Source organism: Streptomyces sp. NBC_01092 (genome assembly GCF_045039535.1).
Lineage (GTDB): Bacteria > Actinomycetota > Actinomycetes > Streptomycetales > Streptomycetaceae > Streptomyces.
The window spans coordinates 5759277-5778424 of record NZ_CP108659.1 but is presented as its reverse complement, the minus strand read 5'-3'; the positions used below and the strand labels follow the sequence as shown (position 1 = coordinate 5778424).

The following is a 19148-nucleotide window of genomic DNA, read 5'->3' as shown; positions in this document are numbered from 1 at the left end:
AAGTGGGCGAACATACAGAAACCGCTCCGCTGCGATCGGCGGTGCGGCAGACGGTGACCGCCGCCGACGCCCTGATCGGCATGGTCTACCTGTGCGACGGGCCCGGTGGCCGTCTTCGCCTGCAACCGGCGCTGACCAGCGCAATACCCGAAGGCCTCCGCCTCAGCCAGGAGGAGGTCGGGGCCGAGGCAGGGGCAGCAGCCGCTCGGGCGATCCAGGAGCGCGCGGTGGTGTGGCTTCCGGCCTCCCCCGGCCGGACCCCCGCCCCGCACACCGGCGTGGTGGGCGTTCCGCTGTCCGACGGGAGAGGCACCCTCGGGGCACTGTCCCTCGTGACCAGGCGGCCCGGGCCGCCCACCGCCGCCGAGCGAGACCTTCTCGACGTGGCCGCACGGTGGATCGCCGACCTGCTGGGTGCCGGCTCCGCGGACCGGCACACCGCCTCGGACTTCCGGGCGGCACGGGAGGCCGTGCCGGTCGGCGCGTGGGACTGGAACATCCGTACCGGTGACATCGTCTGGGACGACGAGATGGCGCTCGTGCTCGGCCTGCCCCCGGACTACTTCGACGGACGGATCGAGACCTGGCGCGCACTGGTCCATCCCGAGGATCTGCCGGCTGTGGTGACCAAGGCGGAGCAGTCCCTGCGCAAGGGCGGGGAGTACAGCGTCAGGCACCGGGTGCTGCGCCCCGACGGCACTGTCGGGTGGGTGGAGGCCAGGGGGCGGATCACCGAGGGTGACGACGGCCTTCCGGCCCGTATGGTGGGCCGTCTGTGGGAGACCACCGAGACCCGGGCAGCCATGGACTCGGTCGGCCGTGCCCTGCAGCACATGAGCGACGGTTTCCTCGCCGTCGACTCCGACGGGCGCGTCATGTACGTCAACGAGCGGGCCCAGATGCTGCTCGGCCCCTCGGACGATCTCATCGGCCGAGTGCTGTGGGAACTGTCGGCGGTCGCCGTGCCCGCCCTCGCAGCACGGTGCCGCGGTGCCATGGCGGACCGCGTCGCCACCGGTCTCGACGTGCGGTCGCCGACCGACCGGCGCTCCTACCACCTGCGGATCATCCCGGTGCCCGACGGGCTGACGGTCTATCTGACCGATGTCACCGACAAGCGGGAGACGCAGGCCAGACGGGCCGCCGAGGAGCGCGCGGCCGCCGAGCGCACCACCCGTATCGGGGGACTGACGAGGGCCCTCGCCGAGGCGCTGACCGTGCAGGACGTGATCAACGCCGTCGCGGAGCGGATGCTGCCGCTGGTCGGTGCCTCGGGGCTGATCGTGCAGGCCTCCGGTCCCGGCGCCGCCCCGACGATCCAATCCGTCGGCTACCCCCGCTCGTACATCGACCGGCTCCCGGACCGGCCCGAGCACAACCCTTTCGACCAGGCACTTCGCGACGGTGTGCCGCGGTTCATCGGCTCGCCGCAGGAACTGGAGGCCCGATATCCCGGGCTCGCCGACTTCGCGTCCCTCGGCGGAAAACACTCCTGGGCCTTCCTCCCGCTGATGGTCTCCGGGCACGTGGTGGGCGGCTGCGTCATCTCCTTCGACGAGCCGCGCCACCTCGAGGACACCGAGCGCGGACTGCTGATCGCGCTGAGCGGGCTGATCGCGCAGACGCTGGAGCGGGCCCGGCTCTACGACGCCGAGCATCACCGCGCACAGGAGTTGCAGCGCGGTCTGCTGCCGCGCGTACTGCCGCTGCTGCCCGCCGTCACCACCGCCGCCCGTTACCTCCCGGCCAGCGAGGGCATGCTGGGCGGCGACTGGTACGACGTCATCCCGCTGTCCGGCGACCGGGTCGCGCTGGTGATCGGCGACGTCATGGGCCACGGCCTGTCCGAGGCGGCGACCATGGGGCGGCTGCGTACCGCCGTACACACCCTCGCCGGCCTCGAACTGCCCCCCGACGAATTGTTCGCGCACCTCAACGACCTGGTCAGTGATCTCGGCGACGACTTCTACGCCACCTGTCTGTACGCCGTGTACGACCCGGCCACCGGCAGCTGCACCGTCTCCAGCGCGGGGCACCCGCCGCCGGCCGTGGTCGGCCCAGACGGCACGGTCCGCCTCCTCGATGTGACGGCCGACCCACCCCTCGGCGCTGCCGACCCGCCCTTCGAGACGACCCAGCTGGTGCTGCCCGAGGGGAGCCTCCTGGTCCTCTACACCGACGGGTTCATCGAGTCCGCGCGCCGCGACATCGACACCGGCATCGTGCAACTGGCCACCGCCCTCGCCACGGTGGCGGACGTCGCGCCCCCGGCGCGTGCGACCGGACCGTGGGCGCCGTTCGATGTCAAGGAGCGGACGGACGAGGCCGGCCGCCTGGACCGACTGTGCGCCTCGCTCACCGCGGCCCTGCTGCCGGAGGGCGAGCGAACCGGCGACGACGCGGCCGTGCTCGTCGCCCGGGTGCACGCTCTGCGCCCCGAGGACATAGCTGTCTGGACGCTCCCGGACGGCCCCGTCGCGGCCGGTCAGGCCCGCTCCCTCATCCGTAGCCGACTCGCCGAATGGCAGCTCGACGAGCTGGTGATGACGACGGAACTGCTCGCCAGCGAGCTGGTGGGCAACGTCGTGCGGCACGCCAGGGGACCTCTTCAACTGCGCCTCGTTCGCAGCCGCACCCTCATCTGCGAGGTCTCCGACGGAAGCCTTACGACCCCCCGCGTCCGCCGTGCCCAGGACACCGACGAAGGCGGGCGCGGACTGCAGCTGGTCGCCGCGCTCAGCCAGCGCTGGGGCGTCCGCTACACGCTCGACGGCAAGTGCATCTGGACCGAGCAGCCGCTGCCGGCCGCCCCGCCCGCACACGACGGCGCTCCCGTCAGGGGCAGTCGTACGTGAAGTGAGCGGTGACCCCGTGCCGGGTCGGGGAGAGGATGCGCAGCTCGGCCTGTGCCGAGTGGTGGCCCTCGCCCTGGAACGTCCACAGCAGGTGAAGACGCGCCTGTCGCTGGCCCCGGACCACCACTTCACGCAGCACGCCCGAGGTGGTGCCGTCGCTTCGGATCCAGCGGTAGGAGATTGTGCCCGGACGGCCGTTCGTCGTGACGAGGCCGACGATGTCCGCGGTGCCGTCGCACCCCAGAACCGTCGACCGGGCGGTGACCGCCACCGCGCTCACCGCGGCCGACGGACCGAGGCGCTGCCAGGCGAGGAACGCGAGGACACAGAGCACCACCAACGCGGGCAGGGCGTGCCTGCGCAGGCGTCTGCGCGGGGGCGTGCGAGGCGGCGGCACGGCGGGCAGAGTGCGGTGGGTGCGGTGCGCGACGTCGGCGGTCACACCCGGGCCGAAACGCAGCACGGTGCCTTCGATGCGGTCGGGCAGCGTCGGCCCCGTCTGCGCCGAGGGCGGTTCGACGAGCGTGTCGCGCGACTCAGGTCTCTGGATCCAGTGGCTGGCCAGCACGGTGGCGCTGTACTCGGCGTCGGCGAGTGGCAGCACCTGTGTCGGCCCGGTCGGCTCGGGGTCGTCGGCGGGCGCGGGAGTTCCGCCGTTCGATGCGGTCATCGGATCTCACACTGCCTGGTCAGAAGCTGCTGCGAGGCGCCACCGCCGGCAGCGGCCGGGGTGGTCGTGGCCTGAACCGCCCAGTAGCAGCCGTCGCGTGGGAACGTGTGGTCGACGGTGATCGTGTACTGACTCGCGCCGCTGCGCTCGAAGGTCTGGGGCGCACCGTCCGGGGTGCCGAGCTGTCCCGCTGTGTCGCCTCTGAACCACGACACCGTGATGGAGACCGGACCCGTGCCGTCCGTGGTGACCTCGATGGTTGCCGTGGCGGTCGTGGGGCCCGTCTGCCGGAAGGCCGACACCGCGACGTCCTTGACGGACGGAGCGGCAGGCGAGGCGGGGGAAGCGGTCGTCGGCGTCGCCGTGGTGGTCGCACCGCCGGGCGTAGTTGTCTCCTCGCCCCCGGCCGAGGGGGCGGAGGCCGAGGGTCCCCCCGTCCCGGTGGACGCCGCTCCTGACGGCGACAGACCGGGTGACGCCGACAGGTCGGCTGACGCGGTGGGCGTCGGGGACGAGGACGTGGAGGCCGACCCGCCGGGAGCGGTGGGAGCGGTGGACGCTGCGGGCTCCGCGCCCGGCCGGGCGCCGGTGGTGGCCAGTGACTGCGCCGCCTGCTGCTGATCAGCTCCTGGGCTGTACTGGATTCCGTAGGTCAGGAGAACACCCAGGAGCACGGCGGCACCTGAGACGAGCATCCCGGGCCGGCCGGGCAGCCACGACCGCGCCGAGCCGTGCCCCGCCTCCCTGCTCAGGACCGTACGTGCCGTGTCCGTGGTGGTCCGGGGCGCGCTCCGGGCCGAGGGCAGCAGCAGCGGCAGCAGTGCCACCAGCGCGGCGAGCCGGCCGCGACCGCGTTCCTCCCAGTCGGGCCCGTAGGCGCCGTCGGCCGCCGCCTCCAGTTCCGTGACGAACGCCTCGGCCTGCGCGGGCCGTTCCTCGGGGTCCTTGGCCAGACCACGCCGTACCAGATCCCGGATCGGTTCGGGGACCTCGTCCACGGGGATCGGTGCGTCGACGTGCTGCAGGGCGAGTTCGGCGAGATTGTCACCCGCGTACGGCTTGTGGCCCGTCAGGCACTCGAAGAACGTGGCCGTGGCCGCGTACACGTCGGCGGCGGGTGAGGCGGGCGCGCCCGTCCACTGCTCCGGGGCCATGTAGGACGGGGTTCCCGCCACACCGGCGCTGGTGCCCGCGTCCACCGCGATCCCGAAGTCGACGAGCTTGGACGATCCGTCCGGCACGACCAGGACGTTCGCCGGCTTGTAGTCGCGGTGGACGACGCCGACGCGGTGCGCGTCGGCCAGACCGAGCAGTGATCCCTTGAGGACGACGAGCGCGGCCTCGGGGGTGAGCGGGCCCTGTCCGGTCAGCAGCGCCCGCAACGAGACACCGTCCACCAGCTCCATCACGATGGCGGCGCCGTGCGGGCTCTCCACGTACTCGTACAAGCCGGTGACGTACGGGCTCTGAAGCCCGCCGAGCAGCCGCGCCTCTGCCCTGAAGTCGTGCACGAAGCCCGGCCGGGTGCGCAGTGAATCGCTGAGGTACTTCACCGCGACCGGAACGCCGGTCTCCTCGTGTACGGCCAGGACGACCCGCCCGCTCGCCCCGGACCCGAGCTCCAGTGATTCGGCGTATCCGGGCACTGCCCATGCGTTCATTCCATCCCCCCAGGCCTCCGCGCCACCGGAACCTCACCCGCGCCCGAACGACCGGGCCACGCGCGAAGAGAGACACATTTTCGGCCACAGCGGTTGCGGTACGGCGTCCACGGGTTCCCGCTCCGGGCACCGGCCGACGCGGCAGGCACTGGACGGCACGGATCGATGGCGCTGCCGGGCCGGTGAGGCTCGACTCGCACGCCGTGGCCGGAAGTATCCGGGAGGTGCGCCTGGTCCTCAAGGTCTGCCGCGCCGACTTCTGCGCCGGGCCGACTGCCGGTGGACTCCTCTTTGCTGCGGCTTACGCACGGGTTGCTGCGGCTTACGCACGGGTTGCTGCGGCTTACGCCGGGCCCGGCGCACCCGCGTCGCCAAGGAGTCTGTCCACGAGGAGTTCCGCGTAGCCGGAGGCCGGCAGGTCGATGCCGAAGATCGCCCGCAGGTAGAGCGGGGCGATGAGCTGGTCGAGGATCTCCTCCACGGGCGGGGGCGTTTCGCCACGGGCCGCGGCCCGCTCGCGGATGCGCTCAATGGAGTGGAGCCGGCGCCGGAATTGCTGTGCGCGTTCCGCCTGCGTGGGGGCGCTGCTCGGCATGGACAGGACGACGGCTCGCACGAGTACCCGGCCCTCGGGGGTGCGGATGCTCTCCACCCCCGCTTCCACCCAGGCGGTGAGGTCCCCGCGCAGGGTGCCGGTGTCGGTCAGCGGCCAGTCCCGTTCGAGGCGGGTGGTGACCACGTCGGCCAGGAGAGCCTCAAGACCGCCCCAACGCCGGTAGATGCTGGTGTGGTTGACCCCGGCGCGTTGAGCGATCGCGGGGATGGTGAGGTCCGCGCCCGCGGAGTCGGACAGCAGGTCGATGACCGCCTGGTGGACGGCTGAGCGGACCTGCTCGGAGCTCTTGCGGATACGGGCGGCCGGTTCTTTCGAAGTCACCCCCACATCGTAAGCACAGATGTTTGCTTCGCGGCGCTCGCGGGTCTACTGTCATCTCCACAAGCACAGATCTGTGCTTGTGGTCCCGAGGAGGGCACCATGAAGCAGCTGCTGTTCCCGAACAACGCCCAGTTCTGGTACGAGACCCTGCGCTCGATGAGCCACATCGCCTACGGCGGCGCCGACTTCGGCGAGGTCGTCTCCACCAGCGAGCGCATCGTCGAGGGCGACTACGACAGCTGGCACAAGGAGTGGCTGGCCACCGCCGACCGGGTGTCCGCCGAGGCGCAGAAGGCCCTGGACGCCGGCCACACGATCAGCGCCCGGGACGGATTCCTGCGGGCGTCGAACTACTACCGCTCGGCGGAGTTCTTCCTGCACGGCCACCCCTGCGACCCCCGCCACGACCACGCCTACGACCGCTCCGTGGCCTGCTTCCGCTCGGCGGCGGCACTGTTCACCCAGGTCATCGAACCGGTCAGCATCCCCTACGAGGACACCACCCTGCCCGGCTACCTCTACCGGGCCGACACCACAGGAGAGCCGCGGCCGACCCTGATCATGCACAACGGCTTCGACGGCACGGCCGAGGAGATGCACTTCTTCGGGGCAATGGCCGGCGTCGAGCGCGGCTACACCGTGCTGGTCTTCGACGGCCCCGGCCAGCCCGGACCGCGCCACCACCAGGACCTGGTCTTCCGCCCCGACTGGGAGAACGTCATCACCCCGGTGATCGACTTCGCCGAAACCCTCCCCGAGGTCGACAACAGCCGCATCGCACTCCTCGGTTGCAGCATGGGCGGCGTACTCGCCCCCAGGGCCGCGGCCTTCGAACAGCGCCTGGCCGCGCTGATAGCCGTCGACGGCGTCTACGACCTCGGCCAGGTGTCCGTCCGCAACATCCCCGGCGACCGCGAGGCAGCCGAACGCCTCCTGCGCGCCGACTCCGCCCCCGAACTCGACGACGCGATGGAGCGGATCATGGCCACCGACGCGACCGCGCGGTGGGCGATCAACCACGGCATGTACGTCATGGGCGTCGACACCCCCCGAGCCTTCAGCGCCTCCTACCTCGACTACACCCTCGGCGGCGGCATCGCCGAAAAGATCCAGTGCCCCACCCTCGTCTGCGACGCCACCGAGGACGAGTTCTTCAAGGGCCAGCCCGAGCAGCTCTACGACCACCTCACCTGCCCCAAGACCCTGATGGTGTTCACCGCCGAGGAAGGCGCCGGCGCCCACTGCCACCCCGGCGCCATGCGCCTCTCCCTTGCCCGCATCTACGACTGGCTCGACGCCACCCTCACCACCACCGGCGCGTGACCCGCGCATCCCTCCCGTCCGAATCTCCTGGTAGGACCTCTCATGACCCGCACCGGCATCAAGGCCGCCCTCACCGACCTTCTCCTCAACGACGACATCACCCTGACCGAGGCCGCCGACCGCCACTTCACCCCCGACTACCGCCAGCGCACCGACGGCGAGTGGGCCGACTGCGCCCAGTTCCTCGACCACATCAGCCACCTGCGCACGCTCGTCGCCGACGGCGAGGTCGAGGTCCACGAGGAGCTCTACGACGGCGACAGGTACGCCGACCGGCACACCTGCCACATCACCAAGAAGGACGGCACCACCGTCACGATGGAGGTCTACGTGTTCGCCGACCTCGCCCCCGACGGCCGCTTCCAGCGCATCGAGGAAACCACCCTCATGCTCAAGGGCTCCGACGCCGACCGCACCCTCGGCAGCGCCCGCTGACCACCCGCACGCCGCGAGGACGCGTGTCCGCCGCCGGTGACGCCTTCCGTCGCGCAGAACCTGACCGTCAACTGAGCCGTCAGTCCGGCTGGGGCTTCCACTCCTCCGCCAAGATCGCGTGGACCACCGAGTCCCGCCACTGGCCCGCCTTCTGGATGTGGCCGCGGATCGTGCCCTCCTGCGTCATGCCTGCCGCGGCCATCGTGCGTGCCGAGGCTGTGTTGAGGGGGGAGCGGGCGCCCCAGACGCGATGGAGGGCCAGGTCCTCGAAGGCCAGGGCCAGCAGGAGACGTACGGTCTCGGTGCCGTGGCCGGTGCCCCAGGTGTCCGGGCGGAGGGCGAAACCCATGGTGGCCGCCCGCTGTTGGTGGGGGTCCATCGCCAGCCGGGCGACGCCGATCAGCCCGCCGGAGGGCGGGGCGACCACGGCGAGCGCGTACTCGGTACGGGGCTCCGCCGTCGCCGCCGCGATGGAACGGGCGACGATGTCGCCGGTCTGTTCCCGGGTGCGGGGTTCGAACGACAGGTGTTCCGTCGCCTCGGGGTCACCGTAGACGGCGAGCACCGCGTCGACGTCATCGACGGTGATTTCGCGCAGGCCAAGACGTCGGCCGGAACGCTGGACCGGATACATGCGGGAACCCTATCGACGCGGCGAAGTAGGGAACGACGACCGCCGGGGCGGGTACACGGAGATCTCCTCTCTCAGGTCGCGGGCCACGACCGCGGTACGCGCACGGGACGTCGCCAGCGCCTGCCGGACCCGCTGCGCGGACACGATGATGCCGTTGTTGCGGTACATCGGCTCCAGGTCCAGCATCGGGCGGATGACCTGCGCGGCTCCGTCCACGTCCCCGCTGTGGAGCCCGTCACCTGGTGCGGCCGGCCCGTAATCGACGGGTCGACGTCGCGTGGGGGGCCGGGGCCGGGGCGGTGATCCGTCTGCCCTCCGAACGGGGTGTCACGGCCCGGCAGGCGAGGGCCCCGTATAACTACCCATTGAACGCGTCGAGTTGAGCCCCCCACAGGACGGATGCCCCTCGCTCGGCCAAGGGGCACAGTGACGCAGATCCCTGACAGGCGCCGCTGCGCCTCCGGCGGCAGGCCCTACGCTGATCCCCGTGAGGCAGGCAGGCGCTGGGGAGGATGATCGGCGATGACGCCCCTGAGCACCGGGGACCCGGAGTCCATAGGCGGGTACACCCTTCTCGGTCGGCTCGGGGTGGGCGGCATGGGAGTCGTCTATCTGGGAGTCTCCGCCTCGGGACGGCAGGTCGCGGTCAAGCTCGTGCGCGAGTCGTACGCCCAGGAGGAAGAGTTCCGCACCCGCTTCCGGCAGGAGATCGCGGCGGCGCGCAGAGTGAGCGGCGCCTTCACCGCGCCTGTCGTGGACGCCGACCCGGACGCCGACCGGCCGTGGATGGCGACGCTCTACGTGCCGGGGCCCACGCTTGCCGAAGTCGTGGAGAAGGAAGGCCCGTTGAGCGGGCGGAAACTGCGCGCGCTGGGGCTGGGGCTCACCGAGGCGCTGCGCGACATCCACCGGGCTGGCCTGGTGCACCGGGACCTCAAGCCGGGCAACGTCCTGATGACCGAGGACGGGCCGCGCGTCATCGACTTCGGCATATCGCGCGCTTCCGACAACCAGAGCCTCACCGTGACCGGCCGCATCATCGGCACTCCACCCTTCATGTCGCCGGAACAGCTGGCCTCTCCCCGAGAGGTCACGCCGGCCTCGGACGTCTTCTCGCTGGGGTCACTGCTGGTGTTCGCGGCCGTCGGCACAGGGCCGTTCGACTCCGACAGCCCCTATATGACCGGCTATCAGGTGATGCACGAATCCCCGGACCTCGACGGGGTGCCCGAAGCGCTCCTGCGCATTGTCGAGCGCTGCCTCGACAAGGACCCGGCCGCACGGCCGGAACTGGCGGATCTGCATCGCACGCTCCGGGCGCTGCCGGAATCCGACGCCGCCGCGCCCCAGAGGGTCAGAGAGTCCGCGAAACCCCGTCCCCGCCCCGCCCCTTGGGGCGCGGCCACCGCCTCCGCGCACGCCGCGACCCGCACCGGAACCGGAGCCGGCAAGAGACGGCGAACCCGGATGCTGCTGGCCGGCCTCGGCACGGCGCTGGCCGTCACGGGGTTGACCATCGGGGCGGGCGTCTTCGTCTCGGGCCGGGACACGACCACCCCCTCCGACAACGCCGCCGCCACGGCCACCGCTCGTGCCGCGTCGCTGCCCGACGGCTGGCGACCGTGGCGCACGGCCCTTCGGTACGACGTGCCGGGTGTCCCTCTCGACTACCAGGCCCCCGGATGCGTGGCGGACGGAAAGGCCCTGTTCTGCGGCGGTACGGGCTTCACCGCCGCCAGGATCGACGCGGCCTCCGGCCGCACCCTGTGGCGGGCCGGCACCCGCCCTCAGGGGGTGCAACCGATCGGCGTCCGCGACGGACTGGTCTACGTCTACGAGGACCCGGACGATACGACCAGGCGTCTGGTGGCCCTCGACGCCGGCACCGGACACCGGCGGTGGCAGCGCGACATCAGCGGGTCCGAGGACGCGATCCTGTACGACGGAGGACTGCTGACCCTGTCCGACGACCACAGGTGGTTCGTCGCCTACGGGCCTTCCGGCAAGGAACTGTGGCGGGCGCCCTCGTTGGACGAGTACTGCACGACGTCGGTGCTGGGAGACGCCCCTTACGCCCTGTGCTCGGCCGGCACCGAGCCCGGCCAGGCTCCGGTCGACCTGATGAAGCTCGAACCCGACCGCCTGACGAAAACCGCCGCACTGCCCAAGAAGGCGCAAGCGCTCGGCGCCGTCGGCGGGCACCCCCTGTTCCTCGCCCCCCAGACCGCGAAGGACGTCTACGAATCCGGGTACGAGCGGCCGTACAACGCGCTGCTGCGAGTGGACCCGGAGACCCGGCAGGTCAGACGGATACCGCTGGCACGTCCGCTGACCGGCGCGGCCACGCTGGTGGACGGCGTCGTCTACTTCGTCCGGTCCAACGGGTCGGTCACCGCGGTGTCGGCGGACAGCGGCAAGCAACTCTGGCAGAAGACGACGGACATGGAGAGTCTGTCCGCGCCCGTGGTGTCGGCGACGTACAAGCGGGTCTACTTCTCCAACCGCTTCGGCCGCCTGCTGGCACTGGACAGCCGCACCGGAGCGGAGGTGTGGCGCACCTCGGCGCTGGACGACCCCGGGGACAAGGCGCAGGGCACCCCGCCGCGCGTGCTGCTCGTCAAGGACGCGATCGTGGCGACCGCCGGCGACACGGCGTTCTCCCGTAGCCCGGACGGGCCCACCTGACCGGCCGGTGCCGCCCGATCCGGTCAGTGGGAACGCGGGTGCTCGCCGGCGTCGGCTTCGGCGGTGGTCTTCAGGTCGTCGAGCCACGCTTCGAGGCCCCCGGCCAGGGCCGCGGTCGCAGTCGGCACGTCCGCTTCGACCTGGTCGCCGGTCCAGGTTTCCTCGGTGTGGACGCGCACGCCGCCCTTGACCTTCTTGAAGGTCCACAGGTGGACGCCCTCGTCGATACGCAGCCCCTCGCCGATCGCGGGTCCGCTCCACAGGATGCAGTCGTGGCGCCTCAGTTCCTGGACGGTGGAGGTGATGGCGAGTGTGGTGGCGGGGGTCGTGGGGGTGGCGGGCGCGGGGGTCGTCCACCGGAACCGCGAACCCGGCTTCAGACGGCCGGGGTCGAGACGTTCGGCGGTGGTGAAAGGCGGCTGCCAGGACGGCCAGCGTTCGACGTCGGTCTGCAGCCTCCAGACCGTGCTCAGCGGCGCCTTGATCAGGACGTCGGACTCGTAGCGGATGAGGGCGGCGGAGTCCACGCCTCGCCCGCCGCACCGGGACGACGTACCGCCATGGGGTGTGGCCTGGGCGGTCGGGATGGTGCTCGCGAGAACGGCGGCGACGGCAAGCGCGGTCGTGACCGCGGCCTTACCCGCGCGGGGCGACTTCGACGGGCCGGTGCTGAACATGGTGTTCCTCTCGATGCGTTGCGGTGATCGGATCGGGCCACTCGGGTGCGGTGCTTGCTACGGGTTCAGTACGACCTTTCCGGCGACGGTGCCCGACTCGGCCAGCCGCAGGGCGTCGGCGATGCGGGTGAGCGGCAGTTGCGCGGCGATCTGGGCCGTGACCTCGCCGCGCTGGAGGGCGGCGAAGACCTGGGTGAGGTCGCTGCGCAGACGGGCGCGGAAGCGGTTCTTGGACAGGGCCCGGCCGGCCCAGACATTGAAGAAGTACGCGCGGCGGCGGTTGGGGAGGGCATTCCACAGCCACACCCGGCCGAGCAGCTTGAGCACGGGCCACTGCTTGGAGCCCTCGTCGTCCCGGGTCGAGGCGCTGCCGTACGAGACGAGCGTGCCGCCGGGGGCGAGGAGTCGCCAGGAGTCGACGATGCCGCGGCCGCCGATGTGGTCGAAGACGGCGTCCACGCCATGGGGGGCGAGTTCGCGGATGCGGGCGGCGACGTCGGCGGCGCGGTAGTCGACCGGGGCGACTCCCCGTTCCCTCAGGGCGTCGTGGTGGCGCTCGGACGCCGTGCCGATCACCCGGGCGCCCGCGGCCTGGGCGAGCTGGACCAGGACCGAACCGACACCGCCGTTCGCGCCGTGCACCACGACGGTGTGCCCCGCACGGACGCGGGCCTTGCGGTGCAGCATCTGCCAGGCGGTGATGCCGTTGACGACGAGGGTCTCCGCCTCCGCCGCGCCGATCCCGTCGGGCACCGGCACCACGTCCGCCGCGTCGACGAGCACATGGCTGGCCCAGCCGCCGACCTTGACCAGCGCGGCGACCCGAGTGCCGGCGAGGCCGGGCTCGACGCCCTCGCCGGTCGCCAGCACCGTGCCCACGAGGTCGTAGCCGGGCACGAACGGGAAGGGGGGCTGGTCGTAGTAGCGGCCACGCCGCATCTGCTGCTCGGCGAAGGAGACGCCGGTCGCCTCCATCCGGATCACGACCTGGCCAGGGCCCGCGGCGGGTACGGCTCCCTGCCGGATCCGAAGTCCTTCGGGCTCGACCTTGCCCGGCAGAACGACCTCGACGAGTACGTCGGTGTTCATGGCGCTCACGGTGTTCATGGCGTTCATGGCGACCTCCACAGAGTCCTGAGTTACTTGGCTTCGCGTTAGTTAGAAGCTATAACTCGAATCCGAGAGTGTCAATAGCTTCAGTGATAACCTCTAACTATGGTGAACTCGGAAGCGAAGACCCCGCGTGAGCGCTACCGCGCCCAGGTGCGTACGGAGATCAAGCAGCGCGCGTGGGAACAGATCGCCACGGCGGGCGCGTCCGCGCTCTCCCTGAACGCGATCGCCAAGCAGATGGGCATGAGCGGACCCGCTCTGTACCGGTACTTCGGCGGCCGGGACGATCTGATCACCGAGCTCGTCAGGGACGCGTACCGCAGCCTTGCCGACACCTTCGGCGCGGCCGCGCAGGCCGGAGCCGACGCGACCGGGCTGGCGCACGCCCTGCGGGAGTGGGCGCTGAAGGACCCCCAGCGTTACTTCCTCATCTACGGCACGCCCGTCCCCGGCTACCGGGCGCCCGACGACACCACCGCGATCTCGGCGGAGATCATGACCACCCTGCTGGACGCCTGTGCCGCGCTGCCCCTGGGCGGACCGGCGACACCGTTCGACGCGCACCTCGAGGACCACCGGGACTGGGCGGGCGACCATCCCGCTCCGCCCGCGGCCCTGCACCGGGCCCTGAGTTTCTGGACCCGGCTGCACGGCGTTCTGTCCCTGGAACTCGCCGGCCACTTCACCGGCATGGGAATCGACCCCGCACTGCTCTTCGCCGCCGAGCTGGACGACCTGGTCACCGGCGCGCCCTCCCCCGGGTGACGCCGACAGGCAGGGCGGCCACACCGTCGAGCAGCTCAACACCTCCGCCGGTGACAAGCCGGTGACCGGCGAGATCGTGTTGCTCGCGGTCCCGTATCCGGCCGTCGCCGACGTCGTCGCCAAACGTGGTGATCAACTCGTCGGCAAGGTGGTCGTGGACATCACGAACCCGATCGACTCCGCGACGTTCGACGGGCTGACCGTCGCGGCCGACAGCTCCGCCGCGGCCGAGATCGCGGCGGCACTGCCCGAGGCGCGGGTCCTCAAGGCGTTCAACACCAACTTCGCGGCCACCCTCGCGGCCGGCACCGTCGGCGGGCAGCCCACCACGGTGCTCATCGCGGGCGACGACGCGGACGCCAAGGCACTGCCGGCCGACGTGGTCGGCGCGGCCGGCCTGCGGGCCGTGGACGCCGGCGGGCTCAAGCGAGCCCGTGAGCTGGAGGCGATGGCGTTCCCGCAGATCAGCCTCGCGGCCGGCGAGAAGATCTCGTGGACCGGCGGGTTCGGCGTCGTCTCCTGACCAGGTTTTGGACTGTGAATCCAAATCTGGACAGTTGAGCCAGCCGTGGATAGCGTTCCTGTTCCCAAGGCAGCCTGGGTGCCCACAGCGGAAGAGGATCCATGGACCACGGCACGGATACGGACGAGCACTTCATCCGGGAGGCCGAGAAGATCGCCGTGGCCCTGGGCCGGATGTTTCCCGGCCTGTGCGAAGTGGTCCTGCACGATCTGCGTGACCCGCAGCATGCGATCCGGGCGATCGAGAACAACCTCTCCGGTCGCCAGGTCGGGGACTCCGCGACCGAGCTGGGACTCGCCCGCATCGCCGACCCGCAGTACCCGGGCGTCATCCAGAACTACCCCAACCGGTTCCCCGACGGCCGCCCCGCGAAGAGCACCTCCATCGGTATCAAGAACGCGGCGGGCGAATACATCGCGGCCCTGTGCCTGAACCTCGACGTCTCCGTGCTGTCACCGGTGACACTCGCCCTGTCCAACCTGGTCGCCACGGACACCGAGCCCCGCGACCAGCCCCTGGAGACCCTGCGCAACCGCAACGCGCGCGAGCTGCGCCGGACGGTGGAGGCGCTGTCCGCGCAGCGCGGAGGCACGCCGAGGTCGCTGAGCCGGGAGGGCAAGAAGGCGCTCGTACGACAGCTGCACCAGGACGGCTACTTCGACTCGCGCGACGCCGCGCAGGCCATCGCGGACCTCCTCGGCGTGTCCAGGGCGACGGTCTACAACTACACGAAGTGAAAGGGTCTTCATGAAGAACACGGAAGTCGCCCTGTGAACAGCACCCCGCCCGCCCCCGCACGGACCCTGGCCGACCCCGACACCCCGTTCGCCGTCGTCGACGTACACAAGGCCCGGCGGAACATCGAGCGCCTCGCGGTCAGGGCCGACCGGCTCGGCGTCGCCCTGCGACCGCACGTCAAGACGGCCAAGAGCCTCGACGTCGCCGCCCTCCTGCACGGCGGCACACCCTGCCCCGTCACCGTCTCCACCCTCGCCGAGGCCGAGGCGTTCGCCGACGGCGGCTACACCGACATCACGTACGCCGTCGGCATCGACCCCCACAAGCTGCCCCGCGTGACCGCCCTCCTGCGCCGCGGGGTCACCCTGCGCGTGATCCTGGACAGCACCGAGCAGGCGGCATCCGTCGTGGAAGCCGCCCGCGCGGCCGGCCTCGGCATCCCCACCCAGATCGAGATCGACTGCGACGGCCACCGCGGCGGCGTCCACACCGACGCCCCCGCACTCGTCGACATCGGCCGCATCCTGCACGACGCCGGCTGCCTGGACGGCGTACTGGTCCACGCGGGCGAGTCCTACTTCGCCCACACCCCCGAAGAGCAGCGGCTGGCCGCGCGGAACGAACGCGACACCGCCGTCGCGGCCGCCGAGAAGCTGCGCGCGGCCGGACTGCCGGTGCCCACCGTCAGCGTCGGCTCGACCCCCACCGCGCACGCCGCCGAGGACCTCACCGGCGTCACCGAGCTGCGCGCCGGCAACTACGTCTTCTTCGACCTGGTCATGGCCGGACTGGGCGTCTGCCGGATCGACGACCTCGCTCTGTCGGTCGTCGTCACCGTCATCGGCCACCGCCCCGAGTACGGCTGGATCCTCACCGACGGCGGCTGGATGGCCATGTCCCGTGACCGCGGCACCGCGGGCCAGCCCCAGGACCAGGGCTACGGCCTGGTCACCGACCTGCGCGGGAATCTCGTCGAGGGCCTGGTGATGAGCGCCGCGAGCCAGGAACACGGCACCCTCACCGTGCGCGACGGCGCCGTCCTGCCGGACCTGCCCGTCGGCACCCGTCTGCGCATCCTGCCCAACCACGCGTGCGCGACCGCGGCCCAGCACCGCGGCTACCACGTCGTCGACAGCACCCGGCCGACGCACGACGCGCCCGCCGTCCAGGCCCTCTGGGACCGGGTCAGCGGCTGGTGATCCGGCACGGACCGCAGAAGGCCCAGGTCAGAGACCTGGGCCTTGATCGCTGTCCAGAGGGATCAGGTCTCGCTTGCGGACCGATCTCGCAAAGCGGTTGTTGCAGTTCGGATCTGTGCCGACGACCACAGCGAACGGGACCGCCCTTGGCGCATACTGGGGGCAATGACAAAGCCAGCTGCTCCTAAGCGCCATCTGCCTACCAGCCCCTTCAAGGCCCCGGTAGCCCCGGCTCCCAAGCACTTCGCCGTGGGCGACCAGGTCACACACGACATGTACGGTCTCGGCCGTGTCATCGGCATCGAGGACGGAATCGCGGCACTCGTGGATTTCGGCTCGTCGCAGATGCGGATCCTGAGCCCGTACTCCAAGATGACCAAGCTGTAGGTCCGCTGTGCCCGGTCACGGCACACCAGGTCCCCTTCAGGGACCTGTAATGAAAGAGAGACTCTCATCGATCTGACGTCGCTGTTCTCCGCCCTGGAAGGGCAAACCCGCAACTCCAACGCGGCATCGCCGCCTCCGGCGACGAACCCCTTCCAGGCTCCGGACTTCGGGGAGGACGAGACCTTCCCGCTCGACGACGCGCAGGAGCCCCCCTCGGGCATGCGTGGGGCGCGCCCCGAGGCGGCCTAGCTCGTCTCTGTCTCGTTCAGCCCCGTTCACCGTCGCTCGGACGAGACCTTGTGCCTGACCTTCCCGTAAGCAGGCCGCCCACCAACACAGTTGGAAGGCGTGCGCCCGGCCTTCGATGCCCCAGGCCCTCATCACCCCGAACCATTGCCGGTGTCGGCTGAGTTGTCCGCGAACGCCCCCGAGATTGTCCGTGATCGGTAACGGACGGATCCCGTGGCCGCCGTTCCTCGTCCTGCCAGTTGGTCGCGAGGCGACCGGGGATCGGCGAGGAACTGCGCGGAAGCGGGGGCGGACATGGCACGGCACGGCGGCGGGCGGGGCTGGTACGGCAAGCTGATCGGGGCGGCGCTCGGGGTGACGGTGCTCGCCACCGGTGCCTCGGTGTGGACCGCGCAGGCCAGTCTCGCGGGCGACTCGTCGCCGAAGGCGACCGCGTCGGCCAAGCCGGCCAGTGACGTCAAGGCGGTCGCGGAAACGATCGTGCATGCCTCGGACAAGGGGGCGCGCGGCGTCAACATCACCATCGACGACGGCCCCGACCCCGTGTGGACCCCTCAAGTCCTCGACGTGCTGCGGGAGTACGGCGTGAAGGCCACGTTCTGCATGGTGGGGACGCAGGCGCAGGCCCACCCGGACCTCGTGAAGAAGGTGGTCGCGGACGGGCACCTGCTGTGCAACCACTCGGTGTCGCACGACACCACCATGGACAAGCAGTCCGAGGCCTACCAGTCGCAGCAGATACTCGACGCCGAACGCATGATCACCGAGGCGTCCGGGGGCGTACGGCCGGTGTACTACCGGGCACCCGGCGGGGCCTTCACCCCTTACAGCCGGGGGCTCGCCGCTTCCCGCGGGATGCGCCCGCTGGGCTGGAACGTGGACACCAAGGACTTCGAGGGGCCGGGCGCGGACGCCATCGTCGCCACCGTCGAGCGGGAGCTGCCGAACGGGCCGACGGTCCTCTTCCACGACGCGGGCGGCGACCGTTCCCAGACCGTCGAGGCCCTGCGCCGGATCCTGCCCCGGCTCAAGGAGCAGGGCTACTCCTACGGCTTCCCCGTGCGTTGAGCCGGCGCGAGCGGACACGGATCCGGCCTGGTTCCCGCAAGTGCGGGGACCAGGCCGGTTCGTTTTGGCGTCGCACGGTCACCTCACGGGGCGAGCCGGTAGGCGTTCGTGATCGTCTCGCGCACCGTGTTGCCGCCCCTGTCCTTCAGGTCCACCCGGAAGGTCGCGGCCCTGGCGGTCGCCGGGTGCTTCACGCTCACCGAGCGCGCCCCGTTCGCACCGGTCGTCACGGTGAGCGGCTTCCAGGTCCGGCCGCCGTCGTAGGAGACCTTCACGGTCAGCGCGGCGACCTGCCCGGCCGCGGCGGCCGGGCCGCTCAGCTTCAGCGGCACCGTGAGCGTGCCGCCCGCCGGAGCCGTCCCCTGCAGGCTCAGCTTCGGCGCGAGTCGCACCGTGGACAGGGGCAGCCTGGCCGTGCCGTCCCACGCCGGCCGGGCCGAGCTGAACGTCCACACCCCCGCCACCTTCGTGCTGGTGGAGGTGTCCTCGGCGGAGCGGCTCGCCTCGACCGTCAGGCGGTACGCGGCTGACGCGGCCAGAACCTCGGCGCCCACCCAGTCCGTGGCCGGGCCCTCGGCGAGGATCCGCCCGCCGGACTCCAGCCGGGCGAAGCCGCCGGTGACGATCGAGGAACCCGGGTTGCCGCTGCCGTCGTTGAACAGCGGGATCCTGGCGCTGATGTAGTCACCGGTCCGCTCGGCGCCCTGCTCCTCCTGCCTCCCCGCCGCCAGATCGGGGCCGACCACACCGGTGTTGAACCTCAGCGTGTGGCTGGAGCCCGGCTTGTAGGTCACCAACTCCTTTGTGTACAGCATGCGTACCTCGCTGCCGGCGTTGAGCTGCGCGGCCGTCCAGGACCAGCGCACGCCGGCCGTGCTGAGGTAGTGCGTGGTGGCCTGCGGCAGCTTCTGCTCCTGCGGCTCCGACACGTCGATGGTCATCCCGCGTTCGTCCATCGGCCTGATGGTGACCTGTCCCTTGGCCCCGGTGACGGACGCGCCGAACCCGAGCTTCACCTCGGCCACATCGGCCCGGGTGAGGGTGCGGGTCAGGCCGGTGAAGAAGCTGCCCTTGCGGTTGAAGGCGAGCCGGTAGTCGACGTTCCTGCCGGCCGCGCCGTGCGTCTTCCACACCCCTGTGAACTGGGCCCGCAGCGTGTCGGAGGCCGGGCCGAGGGCGGCGGTGCGCATCGGCGGCACGCCGTTGGTGGACCAGGTGTTGCCCACGCG

Annotated in this window: 18 protein-coding genes; 10 read left to right on the top strand and 8 right to left on the bottom strand. The window is 71.2% G+C overall.

From position 1 onward, the window contains the following. Window positions 1-2: 2 nt before the first annotated feature. Window positions 3-2855, top strand: a complete 2853-nt coding sequence (locus OG254_RS26300) for a SpoIIE family protein phosphatase (protein WP_405586194.1) — start codon at window positions 3-5, stop codon at window positions 2853-2855. Here the strand turns inward: OG254_RS26300 and OG254_RS26295 are convergent. The 3 genes from OG254_RS26295 to OG254_RS26285 all read right to left on the bottom strand — a co-directional run bounded on the left by OG254_RS26295 (window position 2836) and on the right by OG254_RS26285 (window position 6123). After that, entirely contained in the window at window positions 2836-3525 is a 690-nt protein-coding gene (locus OG254_RS26295) for a hypothetical protein (RefSeq protein WP_405586192.1), read from the bottom strand. The two genes, OG254_RS26300 and OG254_RS26295, sit on opposite strands and share 20 nt — an antisense overlap. Further along, window positions 3522-5186, bottom strand: a complete 1665-nt coding sequence (locus OG254_RS26290; protein ID WP_405586189.1) for a serine/threonine-protein kinase — start codon at window positions 5184-5186, stop codon at window positions 3522-3524. Before OG254_RS26290 ends, OG254_RS26295 begins: the two co-directional genes overlap by 4 nt. 343 nt (window positions 5187-5529) lie before the next feature. Beyond that, window positions 5530-6123: a TetR/AcrR family transcriptional regulator C-terminal ligand-binding domain-containing protein gene (locus tag OG254_RS26285; RefSeq protein WP_405586186.1), complete on the bottom strand. Its 594-nt coding sequence runs from the start codon at window positions 6121-6123 to the stop codon at window positions 5530-5532. A gap of 99 nt (window positions 6124-6222) precedes the next feature. On the opposite strand from OG254_RS26285, the gene OG254_RS26280 reads away from it, so the two are divergent. Then, window positions 6223-7446 (top strand): alpha/beta hydrolase family protein, encoded by a 1224-nt coding sequence (locus OG254_RS26280; RefSeq protein ID WP_405586183.1) that lies wholly within the window; start codon window positions 6223-6225, stop codon window positions 7444-7446. Between the two features lie 42 nt (window positions 7447-7488). Then, window positions 7489-7881, top strand: coding sequence for a nuclear transport factor 2 family protein (locus tag OG254_RS26275; protein ID WP_405586181.1), 393 nt, complete (start codon window positions 7489-7491; stop codon window positions 7879-7881). Window positions 7882-7960: 79 nt separating this feature from the next. Here OG254_RS26275 and OG254_RS26270 read toward each other — a convergent pair whose 3' ends face one another. Both OG254_RS26270 and OG254_RS26265 read right to left on the bottom strand, forming a co-directional pair. Next, the gene (locus tag OG254_RS26270) at window positions 7961-8515 is read right to left on the bottom strand and encodes a GNAT family N-acetyltransferase (RefSeq protein ID WP_405586178.1); all 555 of its coding nucleotides are present in this window, start codon (window positions 8513-8515) and stop codon (window positions 7961-7963) included. 9 nt (window positions 8516-8524) lie between these two features. Continuing rightward, window positions 8525-8731, bottom strand: a complete 207-nt coding sequence (locus tag OG254_RS26265; protein WP_405586175.1) for a hypothetical protein — start codon at window positions 8729-8731, stop codon at window positions 8525-8527. A 306-nt stretch (window positions 8732-9037) separates the two neighbouring features. On the opposite strand from OG254_RS26265, the gene OG254_RS26260 reads away from it, so the two are divergent. After that, on the top strand, window positions 9038-11200 hold the full coding sequence (locus tag OG254_RS26260) for a protein kinase domain-containing protein (RefSeq protein ID WP_405586172.1): 2163 nt from the start codon (window positions 9038-9040) through the stop codon (window positions 11198-11200). A 23-nt stretch (window positions 11201-11223) separates the two neighbouring features. Here OG254_RS26260 and OG254_RS26255 read toward each other — a convergent pair whose 3' ends face one another. Then, the gene (locus OG254_RS26255; RefSeq protein ID WP_405586169.1) at window positions 11224-11877 is read right to left on the bottom strand and encodes an SRPBCC family protein; all 654 of its coding nucleotides are present in this window, start codon (window positions 11875-11877) and stop codon (window positions 11224-11226) included. 57 nt (window positions 11878-11934) lie between these two features. Further along, window positions 11935-12966 carry a medium chain dehydrogenase/reductase family protein gene (locus OG254_RS26250; protein WP_405595203.1) on the bottom strand — a complete coding sequence of 344 codons (1032 nt, stop codon included), beginning with the start codon at window positions 12964-12966 and terminating at the stop codon, window positions 11935-11937. A 126-nt stretch (window positions 12967-13092) separates the two neighbouring features. Between OG254_RS26250 and OG254_RS26245 the strand changes: the two genes are divergently transcribed. The 6 genes from OG254_RS26245 (at window position 13093) to OG254_RS26220 (ending at window position 17919) form a co-directional block, all read left to right on the top strand. Next, window positions 13093-13755 (top strand): TetR/AcrR family transcriptional regulator, encoded by a 663-nt coding sequence (locus tag OG254_RS26245; protein ID WP_405586167.1) that lies wholly within the window; start codon window positions 13093-13095, stop codon window positions 13753-13755. A gap of 61 nt (window positions 13756-13816) precedes the next feature. Further along, window positions 13817-14278, top strand: a complete 462-nt coding sequence (locus OG254_RS26240; RefSeq protein ID WP_405586164.1) for an NADPH-dependent F420 reductase — start codon at window positions 13817-13819, stop codon at window positions 14276-14278. Between the two features lie 101 nt (window positions 14279-14379). Further along, entirely contained in the window at window positions 14380-15015 is a 636-nt protein-coding gene (locus OG254_RS26235; protein WP_405586162.1) for a transcriptional regulator, read from the top strand. A 33-nt stretch (window positions 15016-15048) separates the two neighbouring features. After that, entirely contained in the window at window positions 15049-16215 is a 1167-nt protein-coding gene (locus OG254_RS26230; protein ID WP_405586159.1) for a DSD1 family PLP-dependent enzyme, read from the top strand. Window positions 16216-16380: 165 nt separating this feature from the next. Beyond that, window positions 16381-16602, top strand: a complete 222-nt coding sequence (locus tag OG254_RS26225; protein ID WP_351190505.1) for a hypothetical protein — start codon at window positions 16381-16383, stop codon at window positions 16600-16602. Between the two features lie 543 nt (window positions 16603-17145). After that, window positions 17146-17919, top strand: coding sequence for a polysaccharide deacetylase family protein (locus tag OG254_RS26220; protein ID WP_405586156.1), 774 nt, complete (start codon window positions 17146-17148; stop codon window positions 17917-17919). Between the two features lie 83 nt (window positions 17920-18002). Here the strand turns inward: OG254_RS26220 and OG254_RS26215 are convergent, their stop codons facing one another. Then, entirely contained in the window at window positions 18003-19145 is a 1143-nt protein-coding gene (locus OG254_RS26215) for a hypothetical protein (protein WP_405586153.1), read from the bottom strand. Between the last annotated feature and the right edge of the window lie 3 nt (window positions 19146-19148).

Excerpts from the sequence above, each read along its gene's own strand:
- OG254_RS26295 (WP_405586192.1), bottom strand. The coding sequence starts at position 3,525 with ATGACCGCATCGAACGGCGGAACTCCCGCGCCCGCCGACGACCCCGAG.
- OG254_RS26290 (WP_405586189.1), bottom strand. The coding sequence starts at position 5,186 with ATGAACGCATGGGCAGTGCCCGGATACGCCGAATCACTGGAGCTCGGG.
- OG254_RS26280 (WP_405586183.1), top strand. The coding sequence starts at position 6,223 with ATGAAGCAGCTGCTGTTCCCGAACAACGCCCAGTTCTGGTACGAGACC.
- OG254_RS26275 (WP_405586181.1), top strand. The coding sequence starts at position 7,489 with ATGACCCGCACCGGCATCAAGGCCGCCCTCACCGACCTTCTCCTCAAC.
- OG254_RS26270 (WP_405586178.1), bottom strand. The coding sequence starts at position 8,515 with ATGTATCCGGTCCAGCGTTCCGGCCGACGTCTTGGCCTGCGCGAAATC.
- OG254_RS26260 (WP_405586172.1), top strand. The coding sequence starts at position 9,038 with ATGACGCCCCTGAGCACCGGGGACCCGGAGTCCATAGGCGGGTACACC.
- OG254_RS26255 (WP_405586169.1), bottom strand. The coding sequence starts at position 11,877 with ATGTTCAGCACCGGCCCGTCGAAGTCGCCCCGCGCGGGTAAGGCCGCG.
- OG254_RS26250 (WP_405595203.1), bottom strand. The coding sequence starts at position 12,966 with ATGAACACCGACGTACTCGTCGAGGTCGTTCTGCCGGGCAAGGTCGAG.
- OG254_RS26245 (WP_405586167.1), top strand. The coding sequence starts at position 13,093 with ATGGTGAACTCGGAAGCGAAGACCCCGCGTGAGCGCTACCGCGCCCAG.
- OG254_RS26235 (WP_405586162.1), top strand. The coding sequence starts at position 14,380 with ATGGACCACGGCACGGATACGGACGAGCACTTCATCCGGGAGGCCGAG.
- OG254_RS26225 (WP_351190505.1), top strand. The coding sequence starts at position 16,381 with ATGACAAAGCCAGCTGCTCCTAAGCGCCATCTGCCTACCAGCCCCTTC.
- OG254_RS26220 (WP_405586156.1), top strand. The coding sequence starts at position 17,146 with ATGGCACGGCACGGCGGCGGGCGGGGCTGGTACGGCAAGCTGATCGGG.